Below are 25,975 nucleotides of genomic sequence, written 5' to 3'. Positions count from 1 at the left end.
CAACGTCCTTAGTGATGCTTCGGCGCGGGCACGGCAGCCTCGCGCATCGCGAGGCGCACGGGTGCCGGCGCGTGAGTGAGGTGACGCGAACCGCCCAGCCAGGTGGTCCAACCAAGCTTCGCCGCTTGCGCACCGCCGGCTGCGCAGACCGTGGCCTGCGGTGCAGGATCGGGCGCAAGATGCAGCACGAACCGCACGTCGAAATCCTGTTGCAGATAGGTGCGAACGAGCCACGCGGCGCGCGCGTGATCCGCGCCGCCAGGCAGAAGCGCCTCGAAACGCGCCTTCGAAAGACACGGAAATTCGAGGCGAATGCCGCTCGCTTCGTCCCATGTGCGTCGCCCGAGCACCGCCACACCGGTGAGTCGTGTTGCACCGGAATCTGTTTCTGAAGCAGTTGCCAAACCGATGCCTGCGAGACGCAGCGAATCGGCGCGATTGATCTCACGCCAGCCGCCCACGAATTGCACGCCGCGTACTTCGATTCCGAGCCGGTCCGCAAGCACCGCGACGAGACCCGTCATCGAGCGCGGCGCGGCGCTCAGGAGCCCTGCGTGGCGCAGCCACAGACGGGCGTCTTGCGGGCCGCGTTCATCCGCGCGCAGACCCAGATTGCTGAGCGCGTCGAGCGAAGTTGCAATCGCGCTCGCATGCGGCGAACGCCAGTTCAGCGCAGGCGCGTGCTTCTTGCGGCTGCGATACAGGAACGACAGAAAGCGGTGATTGAAAATGTCGAGCAGGTCTGTTGTCGCCGTGTCGCGTTGCGCACGGCGCTCCAGCACCAGTTCGGTGTAGGCCCTCGGCAACGGGCCGTTGGCGCCCGCGAGCGTGAGCAGAGGCGTGGACAGCGTCCACGTGGGTCGCTGTGCGTAAGAGACGCCGGGCGCGCTGTCGTGATCGGCCGCGGTGTTTTCGCGCACGCTGTGGATGTCGCTCGGCTGGAACGCGAGCGAGACGTGGCCCGTCAGACGCACCGCCTCGGCAAGCCCGTTGCCCCGCCCGAGCGGACGCGCCCACGGCGCCGACCGTTCCAGCAGACTGATGGCCTGGAACAGATCGAAGCGCTGCGGATTCGCCCGGAGACGGGCGATCAGAGCAGCTGCTGGCAGCCTGTCATCGGCTCCCATTGCTTCCATATCTCGTCTCCACGGCGCACCACGAGCCGTACAAAGGAATTGACCGACGTGTACATCGCGAAGAAGCGCGCGAGCACGGCGCCCAGCAGCAGCGGCGAGCCGCCTACGAAGGTGTCTGGATCGAACTCAACGCAGACCTCGGTGCCGCGGCAATAGCCGCGCCACGCATCGCCGCCCACATGCGCCGTCGCGCTGCGTGCGTCCACACTGCGAATGCCTCGAATCTGGTCCTGTTCGCGCGTGCTGTCCGATGCGAAGAGACGCAACATCTCCTGCAACTGTGCGCGGCCCGTTGCGCCGCTCACGAGCGAGTGATAGTTGAGCGTGAGCAGCGAGATCAGACGCCACAGCGTCTCGCTGCCGAGTGCCGGGCTGCGCTGTGCGGTGGGTTCGTAAAGGCAGCGCACGCGCGCGTTCTGCGAGACTTTCTCGACGAGCATGCGCGCGCCCACCGGCACACGTTCGGCGAGCCTCCGGTTCGTGCAAAGCACGTTCGCGTAGATCACGGGCGCACCAGGATCGGCGAGCGTGTTGGCCGCGTCGACGAAACTCAGGAACATGTCGGTGCCTTGCACGTGCTCGCGCAGGCTGCGCTCGCGTCGCGCCGACCAGAACACGGTGTCGCCTTCGGCCGCGACGTGGTCGATGGCCGAGAAGCACGGCACCGCGGACTCGCGCCCGAGCGTCGGGTGCGACGCCACGACGGAATCGATGGAATGGATTTCCGTAATCGACTCGCGCCGCTGGTCGGCAACGAGCCGGTATTCGTAGTGGCGATGATCGATGACGATCGGCTCGCTCGTCTGCGAAAACAGATTGATGACGGGCGTGCAGCCAAGCTGGAAATGCCCGGCGTTGAGCATGCCGAGGCCACGCGGCGTGCGCTTCAGATGCAGCACGATCTCGCAGCGGCGGCCCTTGCCGAGACGCCCTTCGAGATGGTGCAGATCGAAGAAATGAAACTTGCGCGGAAACGCAAAGTACTCCTGCATCAACGCGTAGGCAGGCTGCGCGTTCGGCGGCCGCGGCAGCACGTCGTCCGCTTCGCCGTAGCCCACTTCCCGCCAGGCGCGCGCGGGCAGCAGAACCGGTACACGGCCTTCGGGCTGCACCGAAACGTCCCTCACGCCCGATACGAGCAACTCGTAGAGCGGCATCGTCACCATCCAGTCGCCGTACAGATGCAGGCGCAATTGCCTGATCTCCAGTTCGGAGAAGTCCACACCGTCTGCGCACTCCAGCGTGAGGCGCAGCGTGGCGTCTTCGCCGAACGCGGCGTGGACAATGGAAAGCGGCCACAACACCGTCTCCCATGCCGTGCGGAAGCGGCATGCGTCGCCTGTTTCCGTGCGTGCCTGCAGGCCCGTGTGACGCGGCACGGCGAAACCTGCCGTGACCTTGCCTTGTGCGGGATCGAGTTCGAACTGCGCAACCGTCATCGAAGGCACGGGTTGCACGAGCGACGGACAAACGTTGTCGAGCAGGGCCGACGCGACCTGCGGAAACTCCTGGTCGAGATCGCGATGCACGCGCGCAGCGAGAAACGCCGTGGCCTCGACGAGACGCTCGGTGTGCGGGTCGAGCGATTCCGTGCCGTGCAGGGCGAGACGCGACGCGATCTTCGGATAGCTGCGCGCAAACTCCGCACCTTGCAGACGCAGGTACGAAAGCTCGCGTTTGTAGTACTGAAGGATGTCGTCGGTCGCCATGTCAGCCCCGGTTCGCGCCTCGCGCATCGGCGAACGTATGTCCGTTGGCCGCAAGTTCGAACGCCACGTGCGTGACGCCCAGGCCCGCGCGCATCTGCCCCGCAATGGTCAACGTCGCGTGCTGCGCGTGACCTGCGGGAAAGGCGAACGTCACCGTTACGTGGGCGAGGCGCGGCTCGAACAGCGATATCGCGCGCACGATGGCCGCGGCAATCGCGTCACGGTCCGGTCCGGATTGCAGCGAGCGCTCCGAAAAATCCGGCACGCCGTAGTCGAGCACGGTCCCCTCGCAACCGGCGAATTCGCCGAACGTCAGGTGTGAGCGCGTATTGAGCAGTCTCATGAGGTCGCGCGCGATCGAGTCCCGCAGCGCATCGGCGCTGGAAAGCTGCGCCTCGCCGCTGGCGGCGAGGCGGTCGAACAGGGGCATCGGTGAACCGCTGACGATTGCCGGCATGGCACGAAAACTCCAGATAGTGCGGACTGCCGATCTCCAGCATCCGACAGCGGCGCGCAGCCGATGCTCAGGCCGGTGCCTCGGCCTTGTTTGCGGCCAGATCCCAGCCGAACGAAGCCGTGCCCTTCTTCGTCGAGTCCACGTTTTGCTGCGTATAAACGGTCGTGATCTTCGAGAAGCTGATCGTCACGCTGTCGGTCGATTCGCCGCCGCCCGACGTATTGATCGAAGAGATCATGGCGTCGCTCAGGGTGTACTCCAGCAGCGGCATGAACTTGCTGCCCTCGTTGCGCCCGATCGAGATCTTGGCGTCGCCGAGCTTCGTACCGCCGGCACAGGCACCGTAGAGTGCCGGCGTGGACTGGTCGGACGCCTTCGTGACGACGAAGTCCTGGAAGTTCGGGCGGCCGAGCGTACGCTCCGTGCGGCCCACGTCGTGATTCATCGGCATCGCCACGCCCAGTGAGTACGAATACAGCACGATGTGGTCAGTCGCGCCTTCCAGCGTCGAATTGCCCTTGATGTCCTTGAAATGCAGCAGAACGGTATCCATGACTGTCTCTTGTCGAAAGGTGACTCAAAAGATGAAAAGCGAAGTTGCGGCGTGCGGCCGGTGCCGCACGCGCGGACGTCACGCCGCGGCGGCCGGCAGTTCGGCCACGAGCCGGATCGACGCCGTCAGTTCTTCCATCTGGAAATGCGGCTTCAGGAAACACGTTGCGCGGTATGCGCCCGGCTTGCCCGGCACTTCGGTCACATCCACGCGGGCTTCGCCCAGCGGGAAACGCGCCTTCTGCGCATGCGAGGCCGACGGGTTGATCAGCACGTAGTCCGCAATCCAGTTGTTGAGAAACGCCTCGATGTCGCTGCGCGCCTGGAAGCTGCCCACCTTGTCGCGCATGATCACCTTCAGGTAATGGGCAAAACGCGATGCCGCGAGCACATAGGGAAGACGTGCCGAAAGCTGCGCATTGGCATTGGCCGCGTCCTTGTTGTAGACCTTGGGACGATTGGTCGTCTGGCCGCCGAAGAACGTTGCGAAGTTCGAACCCTTCGAGTTGACGAGCGCGATGAAGCCCAGATCGTTCAGTTCCTTCTCGCGACGATCGGTGATCGTCACTTCGGTGGGGCACTTGAGCACGACGTCGCCCTCGCCCGTCTTGTACGCGTGCGCCACCATGTTTTCGACCTTGCCACCGCCTTCCACGCCGCGAATAGCCGTGGCCCAGCTGAACTTCGCGAACGAATCGGTAATGCGCAGGCCGAGTTGATAAGCCGAGTTGGCCCACAGGTACTTGCTGTGATCGGTGCCGTCCACGTCTTCTTCGAAGTTGAAGCTCTCCACCGGCTTCGTCTTCGCGCCGTAGGGCAGGCGCGCCGCGTAAGACGGCAGCACGAGCGAGACGTAGCGCGAGTCTTCCGAGTCGCGGAAGCTGCGCCATGCGGCCAGCTCGGCGCTCTCGAAGGTCTTGGACAGATCGCGCGTCACGCCGAGATCCGTGAACGACTTGAGGTCGAAGAGGCTCGGCGCAGCGGAGGCGACGAACGGCGCGTGGGCAGCGGCTGCCACCTTCGAAATGCGCTCGAGCAGCGCGAAGTCCTGCGGATGACGACCGAACGAGTAGTCGCCGATCAACATCGAGTACGGCTGGCCGCCGAACGTGCCGAACTCTTCTTCGTAGATCTTCTTGAAGAGCGTACTCATGTCGTGATCGACGGCGGTTTCGAGGTCTTTGAGCAACTCTTTCTTCGTCACGTTCATGAGGCGAAGCTTGAGTTGCGGGCCCGTTTCCGTGCCGAACACCATGTCGTGCAGACCCGTCCACGACGCTTCGAGCGCCTGGAATGCTTCGTCATGCATGATTGCGTTCAGTTGATCGGTGAGCAGCCGGTCGATCTCGGCCACGCGCTCGTTGATCATCGCGACGACGCTCTTGTCCGGGCTCGTACGCATGCCCTCGTCGAGAATCTGCGATGCGAGCTGGCCGATCAGCTTCTTCGCATAGCTGTTCTGCGAAGGCTCGACCGCCATGTTCCCTTCCTGAACGATTTGCTCGAGCAGGCTCAATTCGCCGCTTGTCGCGTCGAGAGCCGTGGTTTCGCGCGCGGCCGCGCCGCCCGCCTGATTGCTTGCCATTCCGATCACCTCAGAAAATTCGTTGCGCCCCGGTCAGAGGCAGATTGAGCAGTCTTTCGCGATGCGTCACGCCGCCGGAGCGTCTTCTGCGGGCGCAGCCGGCTCGGCCGACGCTGCCGCCGGGGCATCGCTCGATTGCGCCTGGCTCTGAACCTCTTTCAGCGCCTCACTGTTCTGCACGATGCGTTCGAGAATCGAATCCAGCTCGTCATTGCCATCGAGCTTGGCAAGCAGATCGCGCAACTGCTGGCGCGCTTCGAGCAGCTTCGCGAGGCGCGGCACCTGGTTGACGATGCTTTCGGGGTGGAAGTCTTCGAACTTGCGGAAATTCAGTTCGATCTTGAGATTGCCCTCACCCTTCGCCGTGTCGGGCACGGAGAGATCGAGACGCGGGGCGATCTTGCCCATGATCTCGTCAAAGTTGTCGCGGTCGATCTCGACGAAGCGACGTTCCTTGAACTTGGGCAGCGGCGTAGCCGGCTGTCCGGACAGGTCTGCGAGCAGACCGACCACGAGCGGAAGCTCGCGTTTTTCCACGGCATCGCCCACTTCGACGTCGTAGGTGATCTGGACACGCGGCGGACGGTTGCGCCCTACCCACTTCTGCAAACTGTTCGACATGGATCTCTCCGAAAACGCTCAGCTATTTAGTGTTACTAAGTGAATGCCACGCTCGCCGCGAGGCAGGCAGTACGAAGCGAAATGGTTGGTCGAAGCGCGCGGACGTCCGCTTGCGACAGCGAGGCGGCAGGCCGCTGGCGCAATGCCGCTAACGTGAGCGCTTTTCTTCAGACTCCTGCGAACCAGGGCACTCACACACGGCGGTGGCGAACCTTGCGCGGATGGCAGGCTGCCGTATCGAGCGCCGGGGTCATGTCGGCGCTCGTCCCCGCGATTCTTCCGGGCCGTGAACGTCACCCTGGTCAGGGGTATGGCTGCACCGGAAAGAACCGTGACATCTATGAGTTGATTTGAGCGGGAGCACGATCGGCGCTCAGCCTCAGGTTTGTAGTGTCTCCAAATTCAGGCGGCATTTAACCATAGACTTTTTGCGTCGTACTGCCTGGTTCAGCGAAAATCGGACCGCGCAAAACAACGTATCAGGGTGTCTCAAATACTTGTCGTTCTGTCTCACTCGCGGCGGCCGTCGACGTGGTGGCGGACTCTGCCCGAATGCATACGTCAATACGCCTTACTCAATGTGACATCAGGATGACACTCGACGAGTGCGGCACCCCTCTGCCCTTTGCCGCACGCCGGTAGATCTGCCGCTCTAAAGTATTGGGCCGCGCGGCCGTTAGCCCTGTTAGCCCGGCGAGGTATCTCACGTTCAGCTCCTGCCATGCCCGCCCGGGACGTACAACGATCCAGTCCAGAACGCAGCCGGAACCCACGTGGACCATGAACCCAACGCCGAACGCTCTGCCTCATTCTCACTTCGATACCAGCGGCCTGCCGCGCGCCCAGCAGTTCGCGGCCTGGCGCGAAGCGGTCAACGTCATCTTCGACACCGAAACCTCCGAGTCGCGCGACGCCGGCTTCAAGACCCGCGTGAACGGATATCAGTATGGGGACGTGGTGCTGGGATCGATACAGACCGGGACGCAGCGCTACAACCGCTCCAATGCAAAGATCGGGCGTGATGGTCTGGACCACTATGTTCTGCAGTTCTATCTGGACGGCAGTTGCCGCGCGCGCGACGGCGGCCCGGAGTCGTGTACCCGGCCAGGCGACCTCTTTATCGTAGATGCGGCCCAGCCGCTCGCAACCGAAACCACGCAAAGCACCTTTCTCAATCTGGCCGTACCTCGCCGTCTGCTGTCGCCGCTGCTGGACGCGCCGGACCAATACAGCATGCGGGTGCTTCGCGGCACCGATCCCACTGTGTCTCTGCTTCGCGAACATCTGACGTCGCTATACAAGCACGGCCCCGAGATGACGATCGCAAGCGCGAAAGCCGTACTGCCGGCCACGTTGCAGCTTGCCGCTTCGGTCATGAATGCGAGCGCGAAACCGGAACATGCGGCCGCCGTTCAGCAGTGCGTGTTCGTATCGATTTGCCGCCACCTGGAAGAGCGGCTGAACGATCCGCAATTGAGTGCGGAGCAAGTGGCCTTCGCTTACGGCATATCGCGCGCTACGCTCTATCGGTTATTCGAGAAGGAAGGCGGTTTCGCGACATACATCCGCGAACGACGCTTGCGCCGCTGCCGCGAGATGCTCGCGGACCCGGCACGACGTGGCATATCGATTGCCGACATCGCTGCCGAGCATGGATTTTCGAACGCGGCGAACTTTGCCCGCGCGTTCCGCCGGTCGATTGGCTTGTCTCCGCGCGCAGTGCGTATGCTGGCGTTGAGCGGCGACGCCGCGCGAGTGCAAACGGCGAGTGCCGACGATTGGCACGACTGGATTGCGCGGATGCGGTGAGGTAGGCGTCGCAGACAGGCACATGGGTCCGCCGGGCTCGAACCAGCGGGCCGTCATCCCGGAAGCGTCCAACACACGCGTCACTTCTTGCGTCGCGCACGTCGCGTATGTCGCGCACGTCGCGTATATCGCGTATGTCACATATCGCGGCGCGGCTCCGGCTCAACTGCGCGTGCGAATGAGCACCTTGCCGCACGCATGCCCCGTCGCGAGATTTTCGAGCGCTGCGCGCACTTCTTCCAGCGGGAAGACACCCGTCGTAGCCAAAAAGGAAGCAGTCAGGTGAGCCAGGCGATATCCATCACGTAATCCGGCAGCCAAGGTCAGACCGTCGCCAAAACCAGACGCGTGGGTGCCACACCGATATTCAGCCCGTCCGTGCGGTTGGCGAGATAACGCTGGTTCAACTCATCTGGGGTCCAGGTTTCGCTGCTGCTGAACCCCAGCGTGCCGAGCATCCCGGCGAGTGCGGCAGGTTCGAAGAAGCTCTTCCATGGCTCGCCGCGCTGCGCGAATTGCGCCGTCAATTGCTCCATGGCGATGCGCATCATGGTGGGCATGCTCGACAGCGGCAGTGCGTATTCGAACAGCACCGCGCTGCCTTTGGCGCAGCCGGCGATGAAACGTAGAGTCTCGGCAACTGCCGCTTCGTCGAGATACATGGTCACGCCGAGCCAGCTGAAAACGGCCGGCGCGTCGGCATCGAAACCCGCGCGCGCCAGGCCCTCGGCAAGTCCCACGCTCTCGAAGTCGACCGGCACGAACCGAAGCGATGGCGGCACCGCAATGCCGGCCTCGCGCAAGCGCGTCTGCTTCCATGTCTGCGTAGCGGGCAGGTCGACTTCGAAGAGTCGACCGGGCGCATCGGGATGCCTGTACGCAGTCGTATCAAGCCCCGCGCCAAGCACGACGTACTGGCGCACGCCGCGTTCGATCGCGGCGGCCCACACGTCATCGGCCAGCCGGCTGCGCACGACCACCGAACTTCGCATCCCTAAAGACGTTGGTTGACGGAACGTTTCGAGGTTGTCGCGAAGCGCCTGTATTTCTTCTGCGTCCAGGATAGTCAACGCGACAGGATCGTCCAGCACGAGCGGTCGGTCCAGCAGTTGATGTGCAGCCCGCTGCACGGCCACCTTCAACGCGCTGGGCTTGGGCGCTGCCTGAACCGGCACCGCCGTGTCGTTGCCGACGAGGTGTGCCTTGTGCAGATAGGCCAGCAGCGCATCGTCCAGGCCCACGCCCAGTTGCAGATCGGGTTCCTGCATCAAGGCATTGCGAATACGCGCCTCCAGGGCCGCATCGTCTCCGCAGAAGCTATCGCGAAACAGCTGCTGCCAGCGCCTGACGATGGCCTGTACCGGCTCGGCGCCTGGGTCGACGCCCGCCTGCATGTGCGTTCTCAGTTCGATCACCAGTGCCGGCCATGCCTGCCGGTTCGTGGCGGCGAACTGACGCCGCCGCACTTCTTCGGTCTGCGCCGCGCTGAGGTGCTTCGCGAACAACGCGCAGCGCGCGTGCGTGAATGCTTCGTCGATCCACGCCAACATCTGCGCTGTAATGCCGACGATCTGCTGGGCGCGCGGTTCGCCGAGCTGCATCAGCATCAACCTCGTGGCCAGTGCCGGATTGTTGCGGGTCATTCGCACCACCTGCCGGATCCAGCGCCAGGCCAACGCCTGCGCGGCGCTGCTTTCGGCCGGCAGCGATTGCTCCACGGCGCGCCGCACCTCTTCGATGAGTTCGGTCCATGACGGGTCCGTTGGCGCAACCGTATCCGGCCCGGATGCGAGCAGCGTGTCGAGTTCGTCGTCGTTCAGGTGTTTGCGGTACATGTCCATCAGCTCCAGAGCGTCCAGCCAGTCGATCGCCGTGGTCTCGCTGCCGGCGGCGATCATGTCGACCAGGTGCTGCAAATGGCGGCCAAGGCGTTGCGCGCGCAGTGCCTGCGCATCGAGTTCCGCGATCTGCCGCTGCAGAATGTGCAGCGGTGCGTCAGCCAACGGGCCGTCGAGGCTGGACATGATGTCGGCAAGCGAATAGCCGTACCGTTTCAATGCCTCGATACGGTGAAGCCGGATCAGGTCGTCGCGCCCGTACAGGCGCGCGCCGCCGTCCGTGCGCTGCGACGGCGACAGCAATCCGATTGCGTCGTAGTGATGCAGGGTCCGAATGCTCAACCCTACCTTCTTCGCCAGTTCGCCGATTTTTAGTTGCATGGCCTTCCCAGTCGTCGGGCTAACCATAAAAGGTAACGTAACGTCAGGTGCAAGCGAAACGCCGCGCGTTTCAGCTTTCGTGCGGCGACTGGCGCGATGGCCGCGCGGCCCCGCCGCTCGCACTGTCCCGCTGCTCCTGCAACAAATCAATAAACGCACGCAATCCGGCGGGAATATGCCGGTTGCCGGGAAAATACAGAAACAGCCCCGGAATCGCCGGGCACCAGTCGCTCAGCACCGCGACGAGCCGCTTTTTTGCCAGCGCATCGCGCGCATAGGGCTCCGGCACGTAGGCGATGCCGAGTCCGTCCAGTGCCGCTTCGACCATCAGCGTGTTGCTGTCGAGCGTCAACGCACCTGGCGGATCGATCGTGATCGCCTCGCCATGACGCGCGAATTCCCAGCGATAGCGCCTGCCGCCCGGCAGCCGTTGCCGGATGCAACGATGCGCCTGCAACTCCTCGGGCACGGCAGGCCGCCCGTGTTTGCGCAGATAGCGCGGCGACGCGACGGCCAGAAAACGGAAGTCCTCGCTGATGCGAACCGCGATCATGTCCTTGTGCACCGCTTCGCCCAGCCTGATGCCGGCATCGAAACCTTCCGCGACGATGTCGACGAACCGCCCTTCGGACACGAGATCCAGCTCCATCTGCGGATACATCGCCAGAAAACGCGGCACGACCGTCTGCAGCAGTTGCCGGATCGCGCCATCGCTGCCGTTGATGCGCAGGGTCCCGCGCAACGCCTTGTCATCGCGCGCAACGTCGTCCAGCACGTGATCGAGGTCGCTGAGCACGGGGCGCAGCCGCGCGAGCAGACGCTCGCCCGCTTCCGTCAGTGACACGCTACGGGTAGTCCGATGCAGCAGGCGCACGGCCAGATCGTCTTCGAGGCCGCGCATGGCATGGCTCAGCGCCGAGCGCGACAAGCCCAGTTCGCCGGCCGCCTGCACGAAGCTGCGCCGCGCGGCGACCACCATGAAAGCCTGCAGATCGGCGAGCGTCGGTTTGCCCATTGGTGAATTTCCTTCAACACGTGATGCGGATTGGCGGCACTTCTGCGGCGAATCATACCGCTCTAGCATGAACGCTCAAACCTTCAACGGAGCGGGAGCATGGCGAAGAACTGGCTGATAACGGGCGCGTCGAGCGGTCTGGGGCGCGCAATGGCAGAACGGCTGCTTGCGCGGGGTGACAGCGTCGTGGCGACGCTGCGCACGCCGGGCAGCCTGGACGATCTGCGCGAACAATACGGCGACCGGCTGCATGTCGCGCAATGCGATCTGACGCGCGTCGATACGATCCGCACCGCCGTCGCACAGGCGTTTGCGGCGCTTGGGCACATCCACGTCGTCGTCAGTAACGCGGGCTATGGGCTCTTCGGCGCGGCCGAGGAACTCGACGACGCGCAGATCGAACGGCAGATCGCGACCAATCTGACCGGCTCGATCCAGCTGATTCGCGCAGTCGTGCCGCGTCTGCGGCAGCAAGGCGGCGGACGCATCGTGCAGGTGTCGTCGGAAGGCGGGCGCGTCGGCTACCCGGCCTTCAGCGCGTACCACGCGACGAAATGGGGCATCGAGGGCTTCATCGAAGCTGTTGCGAAGGAGGTTCTGCCGTTCGGCATCGATTTCGTGATCGTGGAACCCGGCGCCACGCGCACCCACTTCGGCACCGGCCTTGACCGCGCGAAGCCGATGCCGGTGTACGACGCGACGCCCGTGGGCGACATCCGGCGTGCGCTCGAAAACGGCTACTTCGAACTTGCAGACGCGGAAAAGACGGTGGACGCGATGATCGCGACGATCGACAACCCGTCTGCCCCGTTGCGGCTGACGCTAGGCAGGTCCGCATACGAATCGATCCGCACGTCGCTGATGAAACAGCTCGAGATCCTGGAGGCGCAAAAGGAGATCGCCTTTTTGGTGATGGGAGATGCCTAGATTCGGAAAATGGACGGCGGCGACATGTGACGATCGGCATCCGTTGCAGGAGAGATCGCACCACGTATAGCGGTTGAGCGCCGCTGCGATCACGCCGGGCGCGAAGTGGCGGTCGGTACGCCGAAGCGGTCGCCGCGCGATCGCTGTCCGGCAGCGGTCATGCCGTCGAAGATGCGCCTCCAACGGGCTTCAGGGGACGCCTATGCTGTGTAATCCTAACGAGCCGCCACCATCAACACGAAAAGCGCGTTATTGAGGGCATGGAACGCTATTGGCACCGCCAATCCTTTCGTTTTCCTGGCGAGCCACCCTGCAATCAAGCCAAACGCAGCAAGGTAGACGAAGTGCTGGCCGTCGTGGTGCAAGCCCGCAAACAGGAGCGCTTGCAGGATATTGGCCCAGCCGAAGCTCAGGTGGCGTGAAAGCCCGCCCAGCAGGCAGCCGCGAAAGACCAGTTCCTCCATGATGGGCACCCAGACCGACATGATCGCCAGCGCAAGCGGTATGCCGCCGAGCGACTGCGCGCCATGGACCAGCGCAACCGACCAGGTGGCGTCGGACCAGACAGGCGGCATGGCAGCGCGGTGCCGCAACCACTGATAGGCCGCCACCCCGAGCAGCGCCGCCGGAAGCAGAAACCACCGTTTGTTCCACTGGCCGCTGCCGGTCCATTCACGCCACGAAAGCAGCCTGCCGACCGGAATGAGCGCGATGGAGCAAAACAACAGCGTCCACAGATGCGACACCGCGACGCGCTTCGGCCACCCCATGCGGCCCACGCCGCTTCCCGAAGGCGATATCGACGTGTTGCCTCCGAAACGGAGCATCGCCACCGCGTAGAGCGCGAGCAACAAGATCGCAAGCGCGAGCCATGCATGCCGCAATCCGATGCGCTCGAACAGCGGCACGCAGGGCTTACCGATGCGTTGCCGAACGGTGCCTCGATAGTGGACCGGAAAAACCAGCAGCGCCGGAGCCGCGACAAAGGCGAACAGACAGCCGGCAAGCGCCCACGCGAGCGGAATGAGATCTGCGCGCGCGGCAAGTGACGGATCGAGCCGAAGCAGACGGGCGTACGCCGAAACGAGGTGGCCTGCATCTTTCGTTGCCGCGTACTGATCGCTGATGACGTCGGCGGCGGCTTTCGCGTCGGCGGCAGCGAAGGCCACGTCGAGGCGGAATTGCCGGTCCTGAGGTGTGCCGATCTTGCGTGACGCCTTGTCGGCGCTCAGCAGAGCGTCCGCGCCGGCGGCGTCTCCGGTACGCTCCAGGGCACGCGCCGCCGTATAGGAATCGATCTTCAACCCGGCGCGCTGCGCGCGATGCAATTCATCGATCGCGGCATTTCCCGGAAGAATCTCCGTCGCCGTGCGGATCCGCGATGTTTCCGCCCACGCGAACTTCGGCAACGGCGCCGCTTCGAGCAACCGGGTCGCCGCGGCGGGGTCGCCCTTCCTGGCGAGATAGCGCATGGCGGGAACGAGTTGCACGCTGGCGGGATCCAGCTGCGTGGCGAGAACGGCCTCCTGGCCCGAGCGTTCGTCGTTCTTCACGTAGGCGTAGGCGCGTGCAAGCGCGGCATGCAAACGTGCCTGCTGCGATGAAGACCAGTTCCGGGCGCGCGGCACGAGCGGCTCACCGAACGCAATCGCCGGCTCGCCGAACTTGTGTTCGAGCAGGAACAACTCGACTTCCACATCCGACGCATGCTGTCTTTCGAGGGTTTCCCGGCAGGCATCGAAGTCTTTTCCCGCCGCGTCGGCCCAGGTCAATTCTTCCGACATGCCGAAATGCTCACTGAATTGGCATGCCGACAATGCCAGCGCGGCATCGGCCGGGTGTTCAAGCATCGCTCGCCGATACGATGCCAGCGTGTGGTCGTATGCGGCCTTCTCGCTGTTCTCCACGACGCGGGTTGCATCGCTCGACGCGCGGAGTTCGTCGACCCGCATATCCGTACCTTCCGAAGCGGCGGCGCCGCCAATCGATAACGCAGCGAAAGCGCAAAGCGCCATGAATCTGGATGTTGTTTTACGCATGATCGACGAACCCTATGCGACGAACCCTATGAGCCATCTGCCATTAACGGCATCCGGCAGGCAATCTTGAGCGGCGAAATCTCGCACGGCGTTATCGGCTCCGCGCCCTGAAAAACGATGCGAATCGGATGGCAGGGCAGCAGCGAAGCTCATCGGGCGATTGATAATCAAATCACATCAATCGTTCCGAAAATCGCACTTATCGTTTTTCCGGCTTCGGGCGAACATTGCCCAAAACACAAACACCCAGACCCCCGCGCATTTTCCGGATTTCAGGAGACACCTCGATGCACCCCTCGTCTAGCCTTCCGACTGGACATTCGAAGGCCGCTACGGTCTTTCGCGTCACGGCCGGCAATTTCCTCGAGCAGTTCGACTTCTTCCTGTTCGGCTTCTACGCCACGCAGATCTCCAAAGTCTTCTTTCCCGCCGAGAGCGAGTTCGCCTCGTTGATGATGACGTTCGCCGTCTTCGGCGCCGGCTTCCTGATGCGCCCGCTAGGCGCAATCGTGCTGGGCGCCTACATCGACGAAGTCGGCCGCCGCAAAGGCCTCATCGTCACGCTCTCCATCATGGCGAGCGGCACCATTCTCATCGCGTTCATCCCCGGTTACGCCACGATCGGACTTCTCGCGCCGGCGCTCGTACTGCTCGGTCGGCTGCTGCAGGGCTTTTCGGCAGGTGCCGAGCTGGGTGGCGTGTCGGTCTATCTGGCCGAAATGGCCACGCCTGGCCGCAAGGGCTTCTTCACGAGCTGGCAGTCCGCGAGCCAGCAGGTCGCGATCGTCATCGCAGCGGGCCTCGGCTTCGCGCTCAATCAATGGCTGAGCGTCGCGGCTATCGCTGCGTGGGGCTGGCGCGTACCGTTTTTCGTCGGCTGCATGATCGTGCCGTTCATCTTCATGCTGCGCCGCAATCTGGCAGAAACGCAGGAATTCAAGATGCGCCAGCATCGCCCCGGCATGAAGGAAGTGTTCGGCACGTTGCTGCAAAACTGGGGCGTCGTGATCGCCGGCATGTTGCTGGTGGCGATGACCACCACGAGCTTCTACCTCATCACGGTCTATGCGCCCACCTTCGGCAAGACAGTGCTGCACCTGAGCACCGCCGACAGCCTGCTCGTCACGCTGTGTGTCGGCGTGTCGAACTTCGTGTGGTTGCCGGTGGGCGGTGCACTCTCCGACAAGATCGGCCGCCGGCCGCTCCTCGTCGGCATGACGGTGCTTACCATCGCCACGGCTTATCCGGCGCTTTCGCTGCTCGCTCACGCGCCGTCGTTCGTCAACATGCTGCTCGTGCTCCTCTGGCTCTCGTTCATGTACGGCATCTACAACGGCGCGATGGTCGTGGCGCTCACGGAAGTGATGCCGGTTCAGGTGCGCGTTGCCGGCTTCTCGCTGGCCTACAGCCTCGCGACAGCCGTGTTCGGCGGCTTCACGCCGGCCATCTCGACGGCACTCATCCACATGACCGGCGACAAGGCTGCCCCTGGCTACTGGATGAGCCTCGCCGCGGCGTGCGCCCTCTGCGCAACGTTCGCGCTCTATCGCCGCCGCGCGGCGACGCTGACGCCGGCACACTAATGCCGCGCACTGATGCCCAGACCGTCCGTATCCTCGCGAACCACACATACGACACCCCCCACCTCAGCCATGAAAAATCTGCTTCTGAAACTCGGCGCGGCCGCGCTCGTTGCCACCTCCGCAGCGGCGGCGAACGTGCAGGCCGCCGACCTGCACGTCATGAGTTCGGGCGGCTTCACCGCCGCCTACAAGGTGCTCGGCCCCCGCTTCGCCGCCCAGACAGGCGACACGCTGGAAACCGCGCTCGGCCCGTCGATGGGCAAATCGCCCGAAGCGATTCCGAACAGGCTCGCGCGTGGCGAGCCTGCTGACGCCGTCATCATGGTCGGCTACGCGCTCGACGATCTGATCAAGCAAGGCAAAGTCATTCCCGGATCGCGGGTCGAGCTGGCCGATTCGCGCATCGGCATGGTCGTGCGCGAAGGCACGGCGAAACCCGACATCAGCTCGCCCGAAGCGCTCAAGCAAACGCTGCTGCATGCGAAGTCGATTGCCTACTCGGACAGCGCGAGCGGCGTCTATATCGAGCGGGAGCTGTTCAAGAAACTCGGTATCGAGGATGAGGTGAAATCGAAGGCAAAGATGATTCCGCGAATTCCCGTGGCGTCGGTGGTCGCGAACGGGGATGATGAAATCGGCTTCCAGCAGGTGAGCGAGTTGCTGCCCGTGCAGGGCGCGACCTTCGTCGGCAAGATTCCGGAGTCTCTGCAGTCGGTCACGCGCTTCGCCGCGGGCATCCCCGTCGGGGCGCAACATCCGAAGGAAGCGAAGGCGCTGCTCGACTATCTCGCCTCACCCGGCGTGCAGCCCGAAGTGAAAGCGACCGGTCTCGATTCCGTTTCCGCACATTGAGACAAGACCGCGGGAAGGCTTGCGTCAGCCGGCTTTTCCTTCACGCCGGGCGGGGGTTGCGGCGGGGGTTACAGCCTGGGTCACAGCCTCATCACCGGCATCATCGCCGCCGCCCGAGCCGCCCGGCGCGGCCCCGCTGAGCCTCTGCGCAAGCCGCGTACGATCGCACGCGCCTTCCCACAACGACACGAAGATCACCGCGCAGGCATTGCTGATCACGCTCGTCAGGGCGCGCGCTTCGGACATGAAGCGATCGATGCCCACGAGAAGCGCTACCCCGGCAACGGGCAGATCGGGAATCACCGCGAGCGTAGCGACGAGCGCAATCAACCCGCTGCCGGACACGCCCGCCGCGCCCTTGGACGTGAGCAGCATGACGGTGAGCATCGTCGCAATCTGCGTCGCCGAAAGCGGCACGTCGCACGCCTGGGCAATGAACAACGAGGCGAGCGTCAGATAGATCGCGGTGCCGTCCAGGTTGAACGAGTAGCCCGCGGGCAGCACGAGCCCCACGACGCCTTTGTCGCAGCCCAGCGACTCCAGCTTGACGATCAGGCGCGGCAATACCGGCTCCGTAGACGACGTCGCGAGAACAATGAGCAACTCCTCGCGCAGGTAGCGCAGGAGCCGCCAGAGCGAGAAACCGTGCAGCCGAGCGAGCGACGCGAGGACCAGCGCCACGAAGAGCCCGCATGCCACGTAGAACGACACCATCAGCATGGCGAGCGAGCCGACCGAGCCAATGCCGAAGCGGCCCACCGTGAACGCCATCGCCCCGAACGCGCCCAGTGGCGCGAGCCGCATGATCATCGCGAGAATGCGAAACACGATCTCGGCGATGCTGTCGATCAGCGCCAGCACGGGCCGGCCGGCCTGCGGATGGGCGTTCAGCGCAAAACCAAAGAGCACCGAGAGCAGCAACACAGGCAGCACGTCACCCTTCACGAAGGCGGCGAACATCGTGTCCGGGATCACGCTCAGCGCGAAGTCCACGAGCCCGTGCGCCTGCGCATGCTTCGTATAGGGCGCGAGGATGCTCGAATCCAGACGATGCACATCGATGTGCATGCCGGCACCAGGCCGCAGCACGAATGCGGTGACGAGCCCCAACAGGAGCGCTGCCGCAGTCAGGAGATAGAAGAGCGCCAGCGCCCGCACGATCGTGCGTCCGATCGCCTTGCCGTTGGCCAGCGACGCGATGCCCGAGACGATTGTGCAAAAGACGACCGGCGCGATCATCATCCGCACGAGGCCAACGAATGCATCGCTGAGCGGCTTGAACATCGCGCCCGCAGTCGGCCAGAAATGGCCGACGGTCACGCCAAGCACCATGGCCACGAGGACCTGCACGTACAACGAACCCGGCGGTCTTGCCCACCTCACGATGCTGTCTTCCTTCCAGTCTTTTCTATCGTCGTCGCGTTCATGCAGCGCTGCGGGCCATGCCGCCGCGCTTCGCTTCGATGATCGCCCGGTGAAATTCCTCTGCGGCCGGCGTGAGCGGCCGTCCGCGCCGCTTCACGATGCCCACGCGCCGTTTCACTGCCGGTTCGACGAGCGGCACGCTCGTGAGAACAGGGTGATCCTGTCCGGGCATGGCCATCGACGGCACCGCGGCCACGCCGAGCCCCGCTTCCACCAACCCGAGCATCGTGGTGACGTGCCGCGTCTCGCACACGCTCGGCGCACGCGGCGCCACGGCCGAAAGCGCCTGGTCGAGCAACAGGCGGTTGCCTGAAGTCTTGTCCACCGACACGTACTCGTGCTCGTAAAGCTCGTTCCACGTGACGCGCTTCTTGCGCGCGAGGGGATGGTCGCGGCGACAGGCCACGACAAAGCGCTCCTGCAGCAACAGCTTGAACTCGATGTCGGACTCCTGGCTGCCCATGAAACTCACGCCGAAGTCGGCCTCGCCGCTGATAACGGCGCCCAGCACTTCGTTCGCGCTCGAATCCAGCAGCTTGACCCTGATGCGTGGAAAGCGGCGATGATAGTTCGCGATGACGTTCGGCAGGAAATAGTAGGCCACCGAAGGCACGCACGCGATGGTCACGTGGCCCAGGCGGCTCGACGAAACATCGCGGATGCCGAGCAGCGCGACGTCGAGATCGTCGAGCAGCTGTTCGGCGCTGCGGGCAAATACGCGGCCCACGGTGGTGAGCGTGACGCTGCGCGTGGTGCGCTCGATGAGACGCACGCCGAGCGCTTCTTCGAGTTTGTCGATCCGACGGCTCAAGGCCGGCTGGGAAATGCTGACCGCCTCGGCGGCCTTGCGGAAGCTTCCCAACTCCACCACGGCGCGAAACGCCTGCAAGTCCGTCAAATCAAAGTTAATCGCCACGGGGCCGGTCTCCGCATCTCAGATCCCGGGTATTTTGCCCGATTGAGCCGGACGCACCGCGCCGAGGGGTCTTTCGTCTGCGCGCACTGCTGAACGCGTCGATGGCTTGCGTCGGTGGCTTGCGTCGATGTGCCTGTCTCGTCGCGATCAGCCGGGTGGGTCCGCCATGGCGCGCTGGCCGTCGGCTGTCGGATTCGCGCCGTCAGGCGCGGCGTCCGGCACCCGCCCAAACAGCGCCGCCCTGCCGCACGGCGATGCGTACATGCGCGTGCTGCTATGTCCAACGCCTGGCACCTCTAAAACGCGCTGGCCGAGATGCCCGCCGCTTTGGGTGCGCAGCCAGGCGACGTAGTCGAGCCCGCGTGCAAAGCGCGTAGGGCCCTGCGCCTCGGCGGCGCATGAACGGTCCAGTTCCTTGTGGTTCGGATCGATGTCTGCCGTACCGAGGAGATACACGATGTCCTGCGCCAGGTAATGCGCTTCGACGGCGGGCACGGAGACGGGTTGCTGGACATAGGGCGGCAATCCGCCATCGAGCCCATATTCCCAGCGGTTCAGGCGCGGGCACGACGCGGCTGACGTAGCAACGGGCCGCGCCTCGCCGAAATACAGATACGACGACGGATTGGCCACCACGTAGCGGATCGCGATGCCTTGCGCGAGCAACGGCGCCTGCCCGCGGCCCACTGCCGCATAGCGCTGCACGTACTGACCGCCGGCCGAGTGCCCGGCCAGCACGACCTGTTCGAGCGACGGAAAGAGCCGCCGGTCGGCAAGGCGCGCGAAGATGGTGTCGACCACGCTGAACGAACTGATGGGGGCGGGCCCGTGGGCGTCGTAGCCCGTCTTCCAGCCGTCCCGGCCCCAGCGCAGCATGTCGCCGGGCAGGTGATGCGCCTCGATGTCCGCGGCGATGAGGAACTGCGGCGTGATGATGACCGTGTGCTGCGCAGCCGGCCCCGCCTCGACCGCCGCCCGCTCCGCTGACGTCAGGTCTCGCCGCGGCCAGCCGTGAATGACCACGACGGCACGCGTCACGTCGGGCTGCGGCACTGACCAGTCGCGCGTCACGTGAATCGGGACAACGCCCCGGCCCGCCGGCGTCGCGACCTCGAGCCGGCCGTCCTGCACGACCGGCACTGGCGTGAGCACCAGCGGATCGGTCTTCGGCTGCGCGGACGCGACCGCTTCGACAGACGCCGTCTGCCCGGCGCATCCCGACGCAACCTGCAGCAAGAGTCCGAGGGCGGCAGCAGCCAGCACGCGTGAGCAGAGGGTGGAGCGCATGTTCGTCCTTTCCGTTATCCGGGCATGAATTCCTTTAACGCACGCGGCGGGCGAATCCGTCGCGGGCCGCCGTAACTTCCTCTGCCCCCCTGCTCGCGGTCAAGCCCGGTCTATCGGCGCAGTCACCCGATCTCGAACTGCCGGTTGCGGTACCGTCGATCCGTTGGGGCCTTCCTCTTCCTGTCGTTTCTCGACATGCGTCAAGTGGCGCCTGGAAGCCCTGCGGACAAAGACATTCCGCACGATTCGCCGTTTCAGCGAATGCTCCATTGCGCGGCTTTCCCGCCTTCGAGTTACGGAGCCTTTCTTCCGGAAATGCGTCGCTAAAAACGCACGTGCGTGCGACCTTTCGGTCTTTTGCCTGGAGCAAACCCTGAAGCAAACGATTTGCGCGCGCATTGCGATTTAGGAAATGCGCGACGGCGACGAAATAGCAAGACAAGAGATCGTTCAATGCGAACCACAGGAGGACACGCGTATGAACTTCAAGGAAATGACGGTGCGAGCCAAACTCACCGTGACCTTCGGCCTGCTGGCGTCCCTCGTTCTTCTCGTTTCGGGGATCGCGCTGCGTGCGCTTGGCGACGCGAACGAACGGTTTTCGGACTACGTGAGCGGCATCAGCGCCCGCGCGGAACTGGCCGAACAGGTTCGCACCGCAGTGGATCGGCGCGCGATTGCCGCGCGCAACCTCGTGCTCGTGACCAAACCCAGCGACATCGAAATCGAAAAGGCGGCCGTCACGCAAGCCCACGAAGATGTGCAGGCGCGGCTTCGCCAGTTGAAGGAAGCGGTGGCGAACAGCGCGAGCGCAACCCAGCAGGCGCGCGAACTCGTGGCCGGCATCGACCGCGTCGAAACGCAGTACGGCCCTGTCGCGCTTGCCATCGTCGACGCCGCCCTGCACAACCAGCACGATCATTCCATCGCGATGATGAACGACCAGTGCCGCCCGCTGCTTGCCGAACTCATCAAGGCAACGAACGCCTATAGCCATTACACGCGTAGCCGCGCGCAGCAGATGATGCAGGAGTCCGCCGAACATTATGCGAGCCAGCGTGTCCTGCTGATCGGCATCTGTCTCGCCGCCCTTGCGGCTGCTGTGGTCGCGGCGCTGCTCATCACGCGCGGCCTCACGCGCTCGCTTGGCGCAGAGCCGTCCACGCTCAGCGACATCACGCGCCGCGTGGCCGCAGGCGATCTGAGCACGGTTGCCGGCGCCCAAAGTGCGCCGAAGGGCAGCGTGCTCGCCTCGATGAGCGAGATGCAGGCAAGCCTCGTGCGGCTGATCGCCCAGGTTCGCACCGCCGCCGACGGCATCGCCACAGGCTCCAGCGAAATTGCTTCGGGCAACCAGGATTTGTCGTCGCGTACGGAACAGCAGGCGTCTTCGCTGCAGGAAACGGCTTCGAGCATGGAGGAACTGACCTCCACCGTGCGTCAGAACGCAGAGAACGCGCAGCAGGCGAGCGCGCTGGCCGGCAATGCGTCCGAGGTGGCGCACAAGGGCAGCACCGTAGTGGGTCAGGTCGTGGAGACCATGACCGACATCAGCCACAGCTCGTCGAAGATTGCGGAGATCACCGGCATCATCGAAGGCATCGCGTTCCAGACCAATATCCTCGCGCTCAACGCCGCGGTGGAAGCCGCGCGTGCCGGCGAACAGGGCCGCGGCTTCGCCGTGGTGGCAAGCGAAGTGCGCAGCCTTGCGCAACGCTCCTCGAGCGCCGCGAAGGAAATCAAGGATCTGATTGCCGCCTCCGTGCAGAAGATCCAGGACGGCTCGCGCCTTGCCGACGACGCGGGCAGCACCATGGTCGAAGTCACCCAAGCCGTGGCGCGTGTGACCGACATCATGGGCGAGATCGCCGCGGCCTCCACCGAACAGAGCCGCGGCATCGAGCAGGTCAACGTCGCGATCACGCAGATGGACGAAGTCACACAGCAGAACGCGGCGCTCGTGGAGGAAGCAGCGGCAGCGTCGAGGTCGCTCGAAGACCAGGGGCATCAGTTGACCGAGGCCGTATCGTTCTTCCGTCTGGGTTCGAACGAGGAAGCCCGGCATGGCCGGCTCGCGTTGGCCCCGGCCGCGCCAGCCGCAACGGCCGCAACGGCACGCAAGCCGGCAGCGAAGCGCCGTGCGGCTGACCGGCCTGCGGTTTCGAGCCGCACACCGGTGGCGGCGCCCGCGTCCGCTCCCGCCCTTGCGAGCGCGAATGCCGCTCGCGACTGGGAAACCTTTTGACGCTCGCATGCCGCTTCATCACGGGAGAATGCAATGAACGCAGTCATGGAGTCCGCGCGGCTCGCGCGCGCCGGGCGTATTGGGTGAGGCTGCGCAAGCTCACGCTTTCGGCTCTCCACGTTGCGTTGCGCGGCCCGCTTCGACAGGCGCGCAACGATCAGGTATCGCGGGCAGCCCCGTCTGCCCGCGAGCCATACGGGTTCCAGTGAGAACACCTGGCATGCCGCGGCGATGCGGCAATCTCGGGCCCAGGTCCAATTCTGTTGATGTCCATCCCGCCTGGTTCCGCCAACGGGCGAGCAGTGACAAGGCGAGTTGCAGACGCCTTCGGCACGCCGCCAGGGATTACCCCACCTATAACCGCACGGAATAGCCCACGCCAATCCCGGTCTTTGACAGTCGAATTTGACGGTCCTACCGTAGGGCCACCCATAACGATGCGTTCTAAACAACGCATTTCGACTCAAGAACGGACTACATGAACAGTCGACTCTTCCCCTTGCTTCTCGGCATGCTGGCTGCGGCGGGTGCCGTGTATCCGTTCGCCGCTCACGCGCAGGCCGATTCGCGCCCGGTGATTCGTGCGGCCTCCGGCGCCGAGGACATCGCGACGCTCGACCCTGACCGCGCCACGTCGACCAACGACGTCACCGTCGTTGCCGAGATATTCAATGGCCTCGCGCGTTTCGCCCCCGGCAGCGCGGATCCGAAATCGCTCGAAGCGGATCTTGCCGAAAGCTGGCAAGCCTCGAGCGGCAGCAAGGTCTGGACGTTTCATCTGCGTCACGGCGTCCAGTTCCAGGGCGGCTGGGGAGAGTTGACCTCCGCAGATGTCGTCTACTCGCTCAAGCGCGCCGCAGACCCCAAGCGTTCGAGCTTCGCCGCGAGCTTTGCCGAAATCGACGGCGTCGAAGCCGTTGACCCCTATACCGTGCGCGTCACGTTGAAGTACCCGGACGCCAATTTTCCCGGGCGCGTGTCGAACTATCACGGCGGTTATATCGTCAGCATGAAGGCTGCCGAAAAATACGGCAGTCAATTCGGCAATCATCCGGTCGGCACCGGCCCGTTCGCATTTGGCGAGCACGTCACGCAGCAGTACGTAAAACTGGTCGCGAACGACCAGTACTTCCGCGGCAAGCCGAAGCTCGCGGGCATCACCTGGCGGATGATTCCCTCAGACAGCGATCGCGAGCTGGCCTTCGCTTCCGGCGAACTCGACGTCATTTACGGCAAGCGCGAGCAGCGCTGGGTAGAACGCGAGCGCAAGCGCAACGGGGCGCACGTCGACATCTTCCAGCCGGCGGAATTCCGCACGCTGTTCATCAACCGCACCATCAAGCCGCTCGACAACCTCAAGGTGCGTGAAGCGATTGCCGAGTCGATCAACATCGACGAGATCATGCATTACGTGGGCGCCGACGTAGCCGTCAAGGGATGCTCGGCCGTTCCGCCGGGCTACCTCGGAGAAGACTGCTCGAGCGGCGGCTACGCGTACAACGTCGAGAACGCGCGCAAGTTGCTGGCGCAGGCCGGCTATCCGAACGGAGTCGCGATCAAATCGATCGTGTCGAACATCTCGGCGCAGCGGCCCATCATGGAAATCATCCAGGCACAGCTGGCCAAAGCCGGAATCAAGCTGGACATGCAGATCGTCGATCACTCGACTTACCAGGCGCAAAGCCGGAAAGATCTGAGCGCGCTTGTCTTCTACGGCGCGGCGCGTTATCCGGATGCCGATATCTGGCTAAGCGAGTTCTACGATTCGGCTGCCTCGGTGAATACGCCGACAGCGATGTCCAACTTCTCGCATTGTTCGGTCGCCGACGCCGATATCCGCGCGGCGCGCGTCGAGCCGGATCTCAACAGAAAGCTCGCGTCGTGGAAAAGCGCACAGCAGAAGATTCACGACGACGTGTGCTCCGTGCCGCTCTTCGGTCTGCTCCAGGTCTGGGTGCACAGCGACAAGGTGCAGTATGGCTACGACCTGAAAGGCTCGCTGAACCTCGCCCCGCTCATTACCGAAAAGACCACGCTGGCTGCTCACTGAAACCGGTAATGCGTCGAACTGTTTCATTCATCGCGTACGCTCATGAAACCAGTTAGTGATCCAGAATATAGACGCGATGCGCAATCCAGCGATGCCATCGTGGTGGGCGCGGGCGTAGTCGGAAGCGCCATTGCTTACGGCCTCGCCCGGCAGGGTTGGCGGGTGCTCGTGCTCGACGGCGCAGATGGCGACTTGCGCGCGGCCAAAGCGAATTTCGGTCTCGTATGGGTGCAGGGAAAGGGCTTCGGTCAGCCGGCCTATCAACAGCTTTCGCGTCGGAGCGCCGCATTGTGGGCCACCTTCGCGCAGGAATTGACGGCGGATAGCGGCATCGAAATCGACTACCGGGCGAATGGCGGCATTCACTTCTGCGTCGGTCAGACGCAATGGGAACAGCGGGCTGAGAAGCTCGCGCGCTGGCACGAGCAACTGCCAGGGCAAGCAAGCTGTACGGAGATGCTCGATCGCGCGCAGTTGCAGCGCCTGTTCCCAAAGGCGCAATTCGGGCCGGAAGTGAGCGGCGCAAGTTATGGACGCATGGACGGCCACGTCAATCCGCTGCGTTTGCTCGCCGCTTTACAGCGCGGGCTGCAAGTACACGGCGGCACATTGCGGACCAACAGTCCGGTCTCGCGCATTGCGCCGCTCGCCGGTGGCGGCTTCTCGGTTCATGTCGGCGCACAGCGTTTCGAGACGCCTCGGGTCGTCGTCGCCGCGGGTCTGGGTTCGTCGGCGCTCGGTCCCATGGTCGGGCTGGACGTTCCGTTGCGGCCGCAGCGCGGTCAGCTGCTTGTCACCGAGCGCCTGGCGCCCATCCTGCCGCTGCCCGCGAGCGGCCTGCGGCAGACGGCGGAAGGGACCGTGATGATCGGCGTCACGCAGGAAAACGTCGGCTATGACCTGAGTACGACGACGACTGCCGCAGCCCGCATGAGCCGCCAGGCCGGCCGGATATTGCCCGCGCTCCGGCAGGCGCAACTGGTGCGGCACTGGTCGTGTCTGCGCGTGATGACGCCGGATGGTTGCCCGGTTTATGCCGAGTCTGCCCACTACCCTGGCGCCTGGGTCGCGCTGTGCCACTCCGGCATCACGCTCGCCGCATTCCATGCCGGACCGCTTGCCGCCGCGGTGGCGCAAGCACGGATTCCAGACGAACTACAGATCTTTCACCATGGACGTTTCAATGTTCCGCAAACTGCATGACCCCGGGGAGCAGGCCCCCGTCATGACCTTGACGGTCGATGGACAGACGGTCAGCGCAGAGCCGGGCGAAAGCGTGGCCGCCGTATTGTTGCGGCTCGCTTCTCCGATCTCGCGCACAACGCCGGTGAACGGCAGCCCGCGCACGCCGTATTGCATGATGGGCGTATGTTTCGAGTGCCTCGCGAACGTGGACGGCGTGGCTTCGGTTCAGACCTGCCTCGTCCAGGTACGCGACGGCATGCGCGTGGAGCGCCAGCACGGTCGGCGGGTACTCGCCGCGACCGTGCGCGACGATGCGGTGGCCGGCGCTGTCGCCTCTCCCGGCGCAACGGCGCAAGGAGCGCC

The 25,975-nt window shown here is 64.3% G+C and carries 19 protein-coding genes and 1 pseudogene; 8 read left to right on the top strand and 12 right to left on the bottom strand.

Going from position 1 to position 25,975, the window contains the following annotated elements:
- Positions 1 to 8: 8 nt before the first annotated feature.
- The 6 genes from tssG to tssB all read right to left on the bottom strand — a co-directional run bounded on the left by tssG (position 9) and on the right by tssB (position 6,060).
- Positions 9 to 1,136: a type VI secretion system baseplate subunit TssG gene (gene tssG / locus P2869_RS19990; protein ID WP_277599300.1), complete on the bottom strand. Its 1,128-nt coding sequence runs from the start codon at positions 1,134 to 1,136 to the stop codon at positions 9 to 11.
- The gene (tssF, locus tag P2869_RS19985; protein WP_277599299.1) at positions 1,091 to 2,845 is read right to left on the bottom strand and encodes a type VI secretion system baseplate subunit TssF; all 1,755 of its coding nucleotides are present in this window, start codon (positions 2,843 to 2,845) and stop codon (positions 1,091 to 1,093) included. Before tssF ends, tssG begins: the two co-directional genes overlap by 46 nt.
- Before the next feature lies 1 nt (position 2,846).
- Positions 2,847 to 3,302: a type VI secretion system baseplate subunit TssE gene (tssE, locus tag P2869_RS19980; RefSeq protein ID WP_277599298.1), complete on the bottom strand. Its 456-nt coding sequence runs from the start codon at positions 3,300 to 3,302 to the stop codon at positions 2,847 to 2,849.
- 67 nt (positions 3,303 to 3,369) lie between these two features.
- On the bottom strand, positions 3,370 to 3,855 hold the full coding sequence (locus P2869_RS19975) for a type VI secretion system tube protein Hcp (RefSeq protein WP_017773549.1): 486 nt from the start codon (positions 3,853 to 3,855) through the stop codon (positions 3,370 to 3,372).
- 78 nt (positions 3,856 to 3,933) lie between these two features.
- Complete coding sequence (gene tssC, locus P2869_RS19970; RefSeq protein WP_277599297.1) at positions 3,934 to 5,439, bottom strand: type VI secretion system contractile sheath large subunit; 1,506 nt, start codon at positions 5,437 to 5,439, stop codon at positions 3,934 to 3,936.
- A gap of 66 nt (positions 5,440 to 5,505) precedes the next feature.
- On the bottom strand, positions 5,506 to 6,060 hold the full coding sequence (tssB, locus tag P2869_RS19965; protein ID WP_277599296.1) for a type VI secretion system contractile sheath small subunit: 555 nt from the start codon (positions 6,058 to 6,060) through the stop codon (positions 5,506 to 5,508).
- A 780-nt stretch (positions 6,061 to 6,840) separates the two neighbouring features.
- Between tssB and P2869_RS19960 the strand changes: the two genes are divergently transcribed.
- Entirely contained in the window at positions 6,841 to 7,869 is a 1,029-nt protein-coding gene (locus tag P2869_RS19960) for a helix-turn-helix domain-containing protein (RefSeq protein WP_277599295.1), read from the top strand.
- Between the two features lie 323 nt (positions 7,870 to 8,192).
- On the opposite strand, the gene P2869_RS19955 is transcribed toward P2869_RS19960, so the two are convergent.
- Together P2869_RS19955 and P2869_RS19950 are read right to left on the bottom strand one after the other, a co-directional pair.
- On the bottom strand, positions 8,193 to 10,088 hold the full coding sequence (locus tag P2869_RS19955; RefSeq protein WP_277599294.1) for an SAM-dependent methyltransferase: 1,896 nt from the start codon (positions 10,086 to 10,088) through the stop codon (positions 8,193 to 8,195).
- A gap of 70 nt (positions 10,089 to 10,158) precedes the next feature.
- Positions 10,159 to 11,103: a LysR family transcriptional regulator gene (locus P2869_RS19950; protein WP_277599293.1), complete on the bottom strand. Its 945-nt coding sequence runs from the start codon at positions 11,101 to 11,103 to the stop codon at positions 10,159 to 10,161.
- A 99-nt stretch (positions 11,104 to 11,202) separates the two neighbouring features.
- On the opposite strand from P2869_RS19950, the gene P2869_RS19945 reads away from it, so the two are divergent.
- Positions 11,203 to 12,030, top strand: a complete 828-nt coding sequence (locus P2869_RS19945; protein WP_277599292.1) for an SDR family oxidoreductase — start codon at positions 11,203 to 11,205, stop codon at positions 12,028 to 12,030.
- A gap of 215 nt (positions 12,031 to 12,245) precedes the next feature.
- Here P2869_RS19945 and P2869_RS19940 read toward each other — a convergent pair whose 3' ends face one another.
- Complete coding sequence (locus tag P2869_RS19940; protein ID WP_277599291.1) at positions 12,246 to 13,814, bottom strand: CPBP family intramembrane glutamic endopeptidase; 1,569 nt, start codon at positions 13,812 to 13,814, stop codon at positions 12,246 to 12,248.
- Positions 13,815 to 14,356: 542 nt separating this feature from the next.
- On the opposite strand from P2869_RS19940, the gene P2869_RS19935 reads away from it, so the two are divergent.
- Complete coding sequence (locus P2869_RS19935; RefSeq protein ID WP_277599290.1) at positions 14,357 to 15,652, top strand: MFS transporter; 1,296 nt, start codon at positions 14,357 to 14,359, stop codon at positions 15,650 to 15,652.
- A 69-nt stretch (positions 15,653 to 15,721) separates the two neighbouring features.
- Entirely contained in the window at positions 15,722 to 16,504 is a 783-nt protein-coding gene (locus P2869_RS19930) for a substrate-binding domain-containing protein (RefSeq protein ID WP_017773539.1), read from the top strand.
- Between the two features lie 24 nt (positions 16,505 to 16,528).
- Here the strand turns inward: P2869_RS19930 and dctA are convergent, their stop codons facing one another.
- The 3 genes from dctA to P2869_RS19915 all read right to left on the bottom strand — a co-directional run bounded on the left by dctA (position 16,529) and on the right by P2869_RS19915 (position 20,132).
- Positions 16,529 to 17,887 carry a C4-dicarboxylate transporter DctA gene (dctA, locus tag P2869_RS19925; RefSeq protein WP_277599289.1) on the bottom strand — a complete coding sequence of 453 codons (1,359 nt, stop codon included), beginning with the start codon at positions 17,885 to 17,887 and terminating at the stop codon, positions 16,529 to 16,531.
- Positions 17,888 to 17,927: 40 nt separating this feature from the next.
- Complete coding sequence (locus tag P2869_RS19920; protein ID WP_026121190.1) at positions 17,928 to 18,845, bottom strand: LysR family transcriptional regulator; 918 nt, start codon at positions 18,843 to 18,845, stop codon at positions 17,928 to 17,930.
- Positions 18,846 to 18,992: 147 nt separating this feature from the next.
- Entirely contained in the window at positions 18,993 to 20,132 is a 1,140-nt protein-coding gene (locus tag P2869_RS19915; RefSeq protein WP_277599288.1) for an alpha/beta hydrolase, read from the bottom strand.
- Between the two features lie 478 nt (positions 20,133 to 20,610).
- Here P2869_RS19915 and P2869_RS19910 point away from each other — a divergent pair, with 478 nt between their 5' ends.
- The 4 genes and pseudogenes from P2869_RS19910 to P2869_RS19895 form a co-directional block, all read left to right on the top strand.
- Entirely contained in the window at positions 20,611 to 22,377 is a 1,767-nt protein-coding gene (locus P2869_RS19910) for a methyl-accepting chemotaxis protein (protein ID WP_277599287.1), read from the top strand.
- 478 nt (positions 22,378 to 22,855) lie between these two features.
- Complete coding sequence (locus tag P2869_RS19905; RefSeq protein ID WP_277599286.1) at positions 22,856 to 24,427, top strand: ABC transporter substrate-binding protein; 1,572 nt, start codon at positions 22,856 to 22,858, stop codon at positions 24,425 to 24,427.
- A gap of 42 nt (positions 24,428 to 24,469) precedes the next feature.
- A complete protein-coding gene (locus P2869_RS19900) occupies positions 24,470 to 25,630 on the top strand; it encodes an FAD-dependent oxidoreductase (RefSeq protein ID WP_277599285.1) in 1,161 nt (386 codons plus the stop codon).
- Positions 25,611 to 25,904: pseudogene (locus P2869_RS19895) on the top strand ((2Fe-2S)-binding protein); the annotation flags it as partial. The gene P2869_RS19900 and the pseudogene P2869_RS19895, both read left to right, overlap by 20 nt.
- Positions 25,905 to 25,975 lie beyond the last annotated feature (71 nt).

Origin of the sequence: Paraburkholderia sp. SUR17 (assembly GCF_029536165.1) — a bacterium.
GTDB classification, from domain to species: Bacteria; Pseudomonadota; Gammaproteobacteria; order Burkholderiales; family Burkholderiaceae; genus Paraburkholderia; species Paraburkholderia kururiensis.
This window is presented reverse-complemented; position numbering and strand designations above follow the sequence as displayed.

Excerpts from the sequence above, each read along its gene's own strand:
- tssG (WP_277599300.1), bottom strand. The coding sequence starts at position 1,136 with ATGGAAGCAATGGGAGCCGATGACAGGCTGCCAGCAGCTGCTCTGATC.
- tssF (WP_277599299.1), bottom strand. The coding sequence starts at position 2,845 with ATGGCGACCGACGACATCCTTCAGTACTACAAACGCGAGCTTTCGTAC.
- tssE (WP_277599298.1), bottom strand. The coding sequence starts at position 3,302 with ATGCCGGCAATCGTCAGCGGTTCACCGATGCCCCTGTTCGACCGCCTC.
- P2869_RS19975 (WP_017773549.1), bottom strand. The coding sequence starts at position 3,855 with ATGGATACCGTTCTGCTGCATTTCAAGGACATCAAGGGCAATTCGACG.
- tssC (WP_277599297.1), bottom strand. The coding sequence starts at position 5,439 with ATGGCAAGCAATCAGGCGGGCGGCGCGGCCGCGCGCGAAACCACGGCT.
- tssB (WP_277599296.1), bottom strand. The coding sequence starts at position 6,060 with ATGTCGAACAGTTTGCAGAAGTGGGTAGGGCGCAACCGTCCGCCGCGT.
- P2869_RS19960 (WP_277599295.1), top strand. The coding sequence starts at position 6,841 with ATGAACCCAACGCCGAACGCTCTGCCTCATTCTCACTTCGATACCAGC.
- P2869_RS19955 (WP_277599294.1), bottom strand. The coding sequence starts at position 10,088 with ATGCAACTAAAAATCGGCGAACTGGCGAAGAAGGTAGGGTTGAGCATT.
- P2869_RS19950 (WP_277599293.1), bottom strand. The coding sequence starts at position 11,103 with ATGGGCAAACCGACGCTCGCCGATCTGCAGGCTTTCATGGTGGTCGCC.
- P2869_RS19945 (WP_277599292.1), top strand. The coding sequence starts at position 11,203 with ATGGCGAAGAACTGGCTGATAACGGGCGCGTCGAGCGGTCTGGGGCGC.
- P2869_RS19940 (WP_277599291.1), bottom strand. The coding sequence starts at position 13,814 with ATGTCGGAAGAATTGACCTGGGCCGACGCGGCGGGAAAAGACTTCGAT.
- P2869_RS19935 (WP_277599290.1), top strand. The coding sequence starts at position 14,357 with ATGCACCCCTCGTCTAGCCTTCCGACTGGACATTCGAAGGCCGCTACG.
- P2869_RS19930 (WP_017773539.1), top strand. The coding sequence starts at position 15,722 with ATGAAAAATCTGCTTCTGAAACTCGGCGCGGCCGCGCTCGTTGCCACC.
- P2869_RS19915 (WP_277599288.1), bottom strand. The coding sequence starts at position 20,132 with ATGCGCTCCACCCTCTGCTCACGCGTGCTGGCTGCTGCCGCCCTCGGA.
- P2869_RS19910 (WP_277599287.1), top strand. The coding sequence starts at position 20,611 with ATGAACTTCAAGGAAATGACGGTGCGAGCCAAACTCACCGTGACCTTC.
- P2869_RS19905 (WP_277599286.1), top strand. The coding sequence starts at position 22,856 with ATGAACAGTCGACTCTTCCCCTTGCTTCTCGGCATGCTGGCTGCGGCG.
- P2869_RS19900 (WP_277599285.1), top strand. The coding sequence starts at position 24,470 with ATGAAACCAGTTAGTGATCCAGAATATAGACGCGATGCGCAATCCAGC.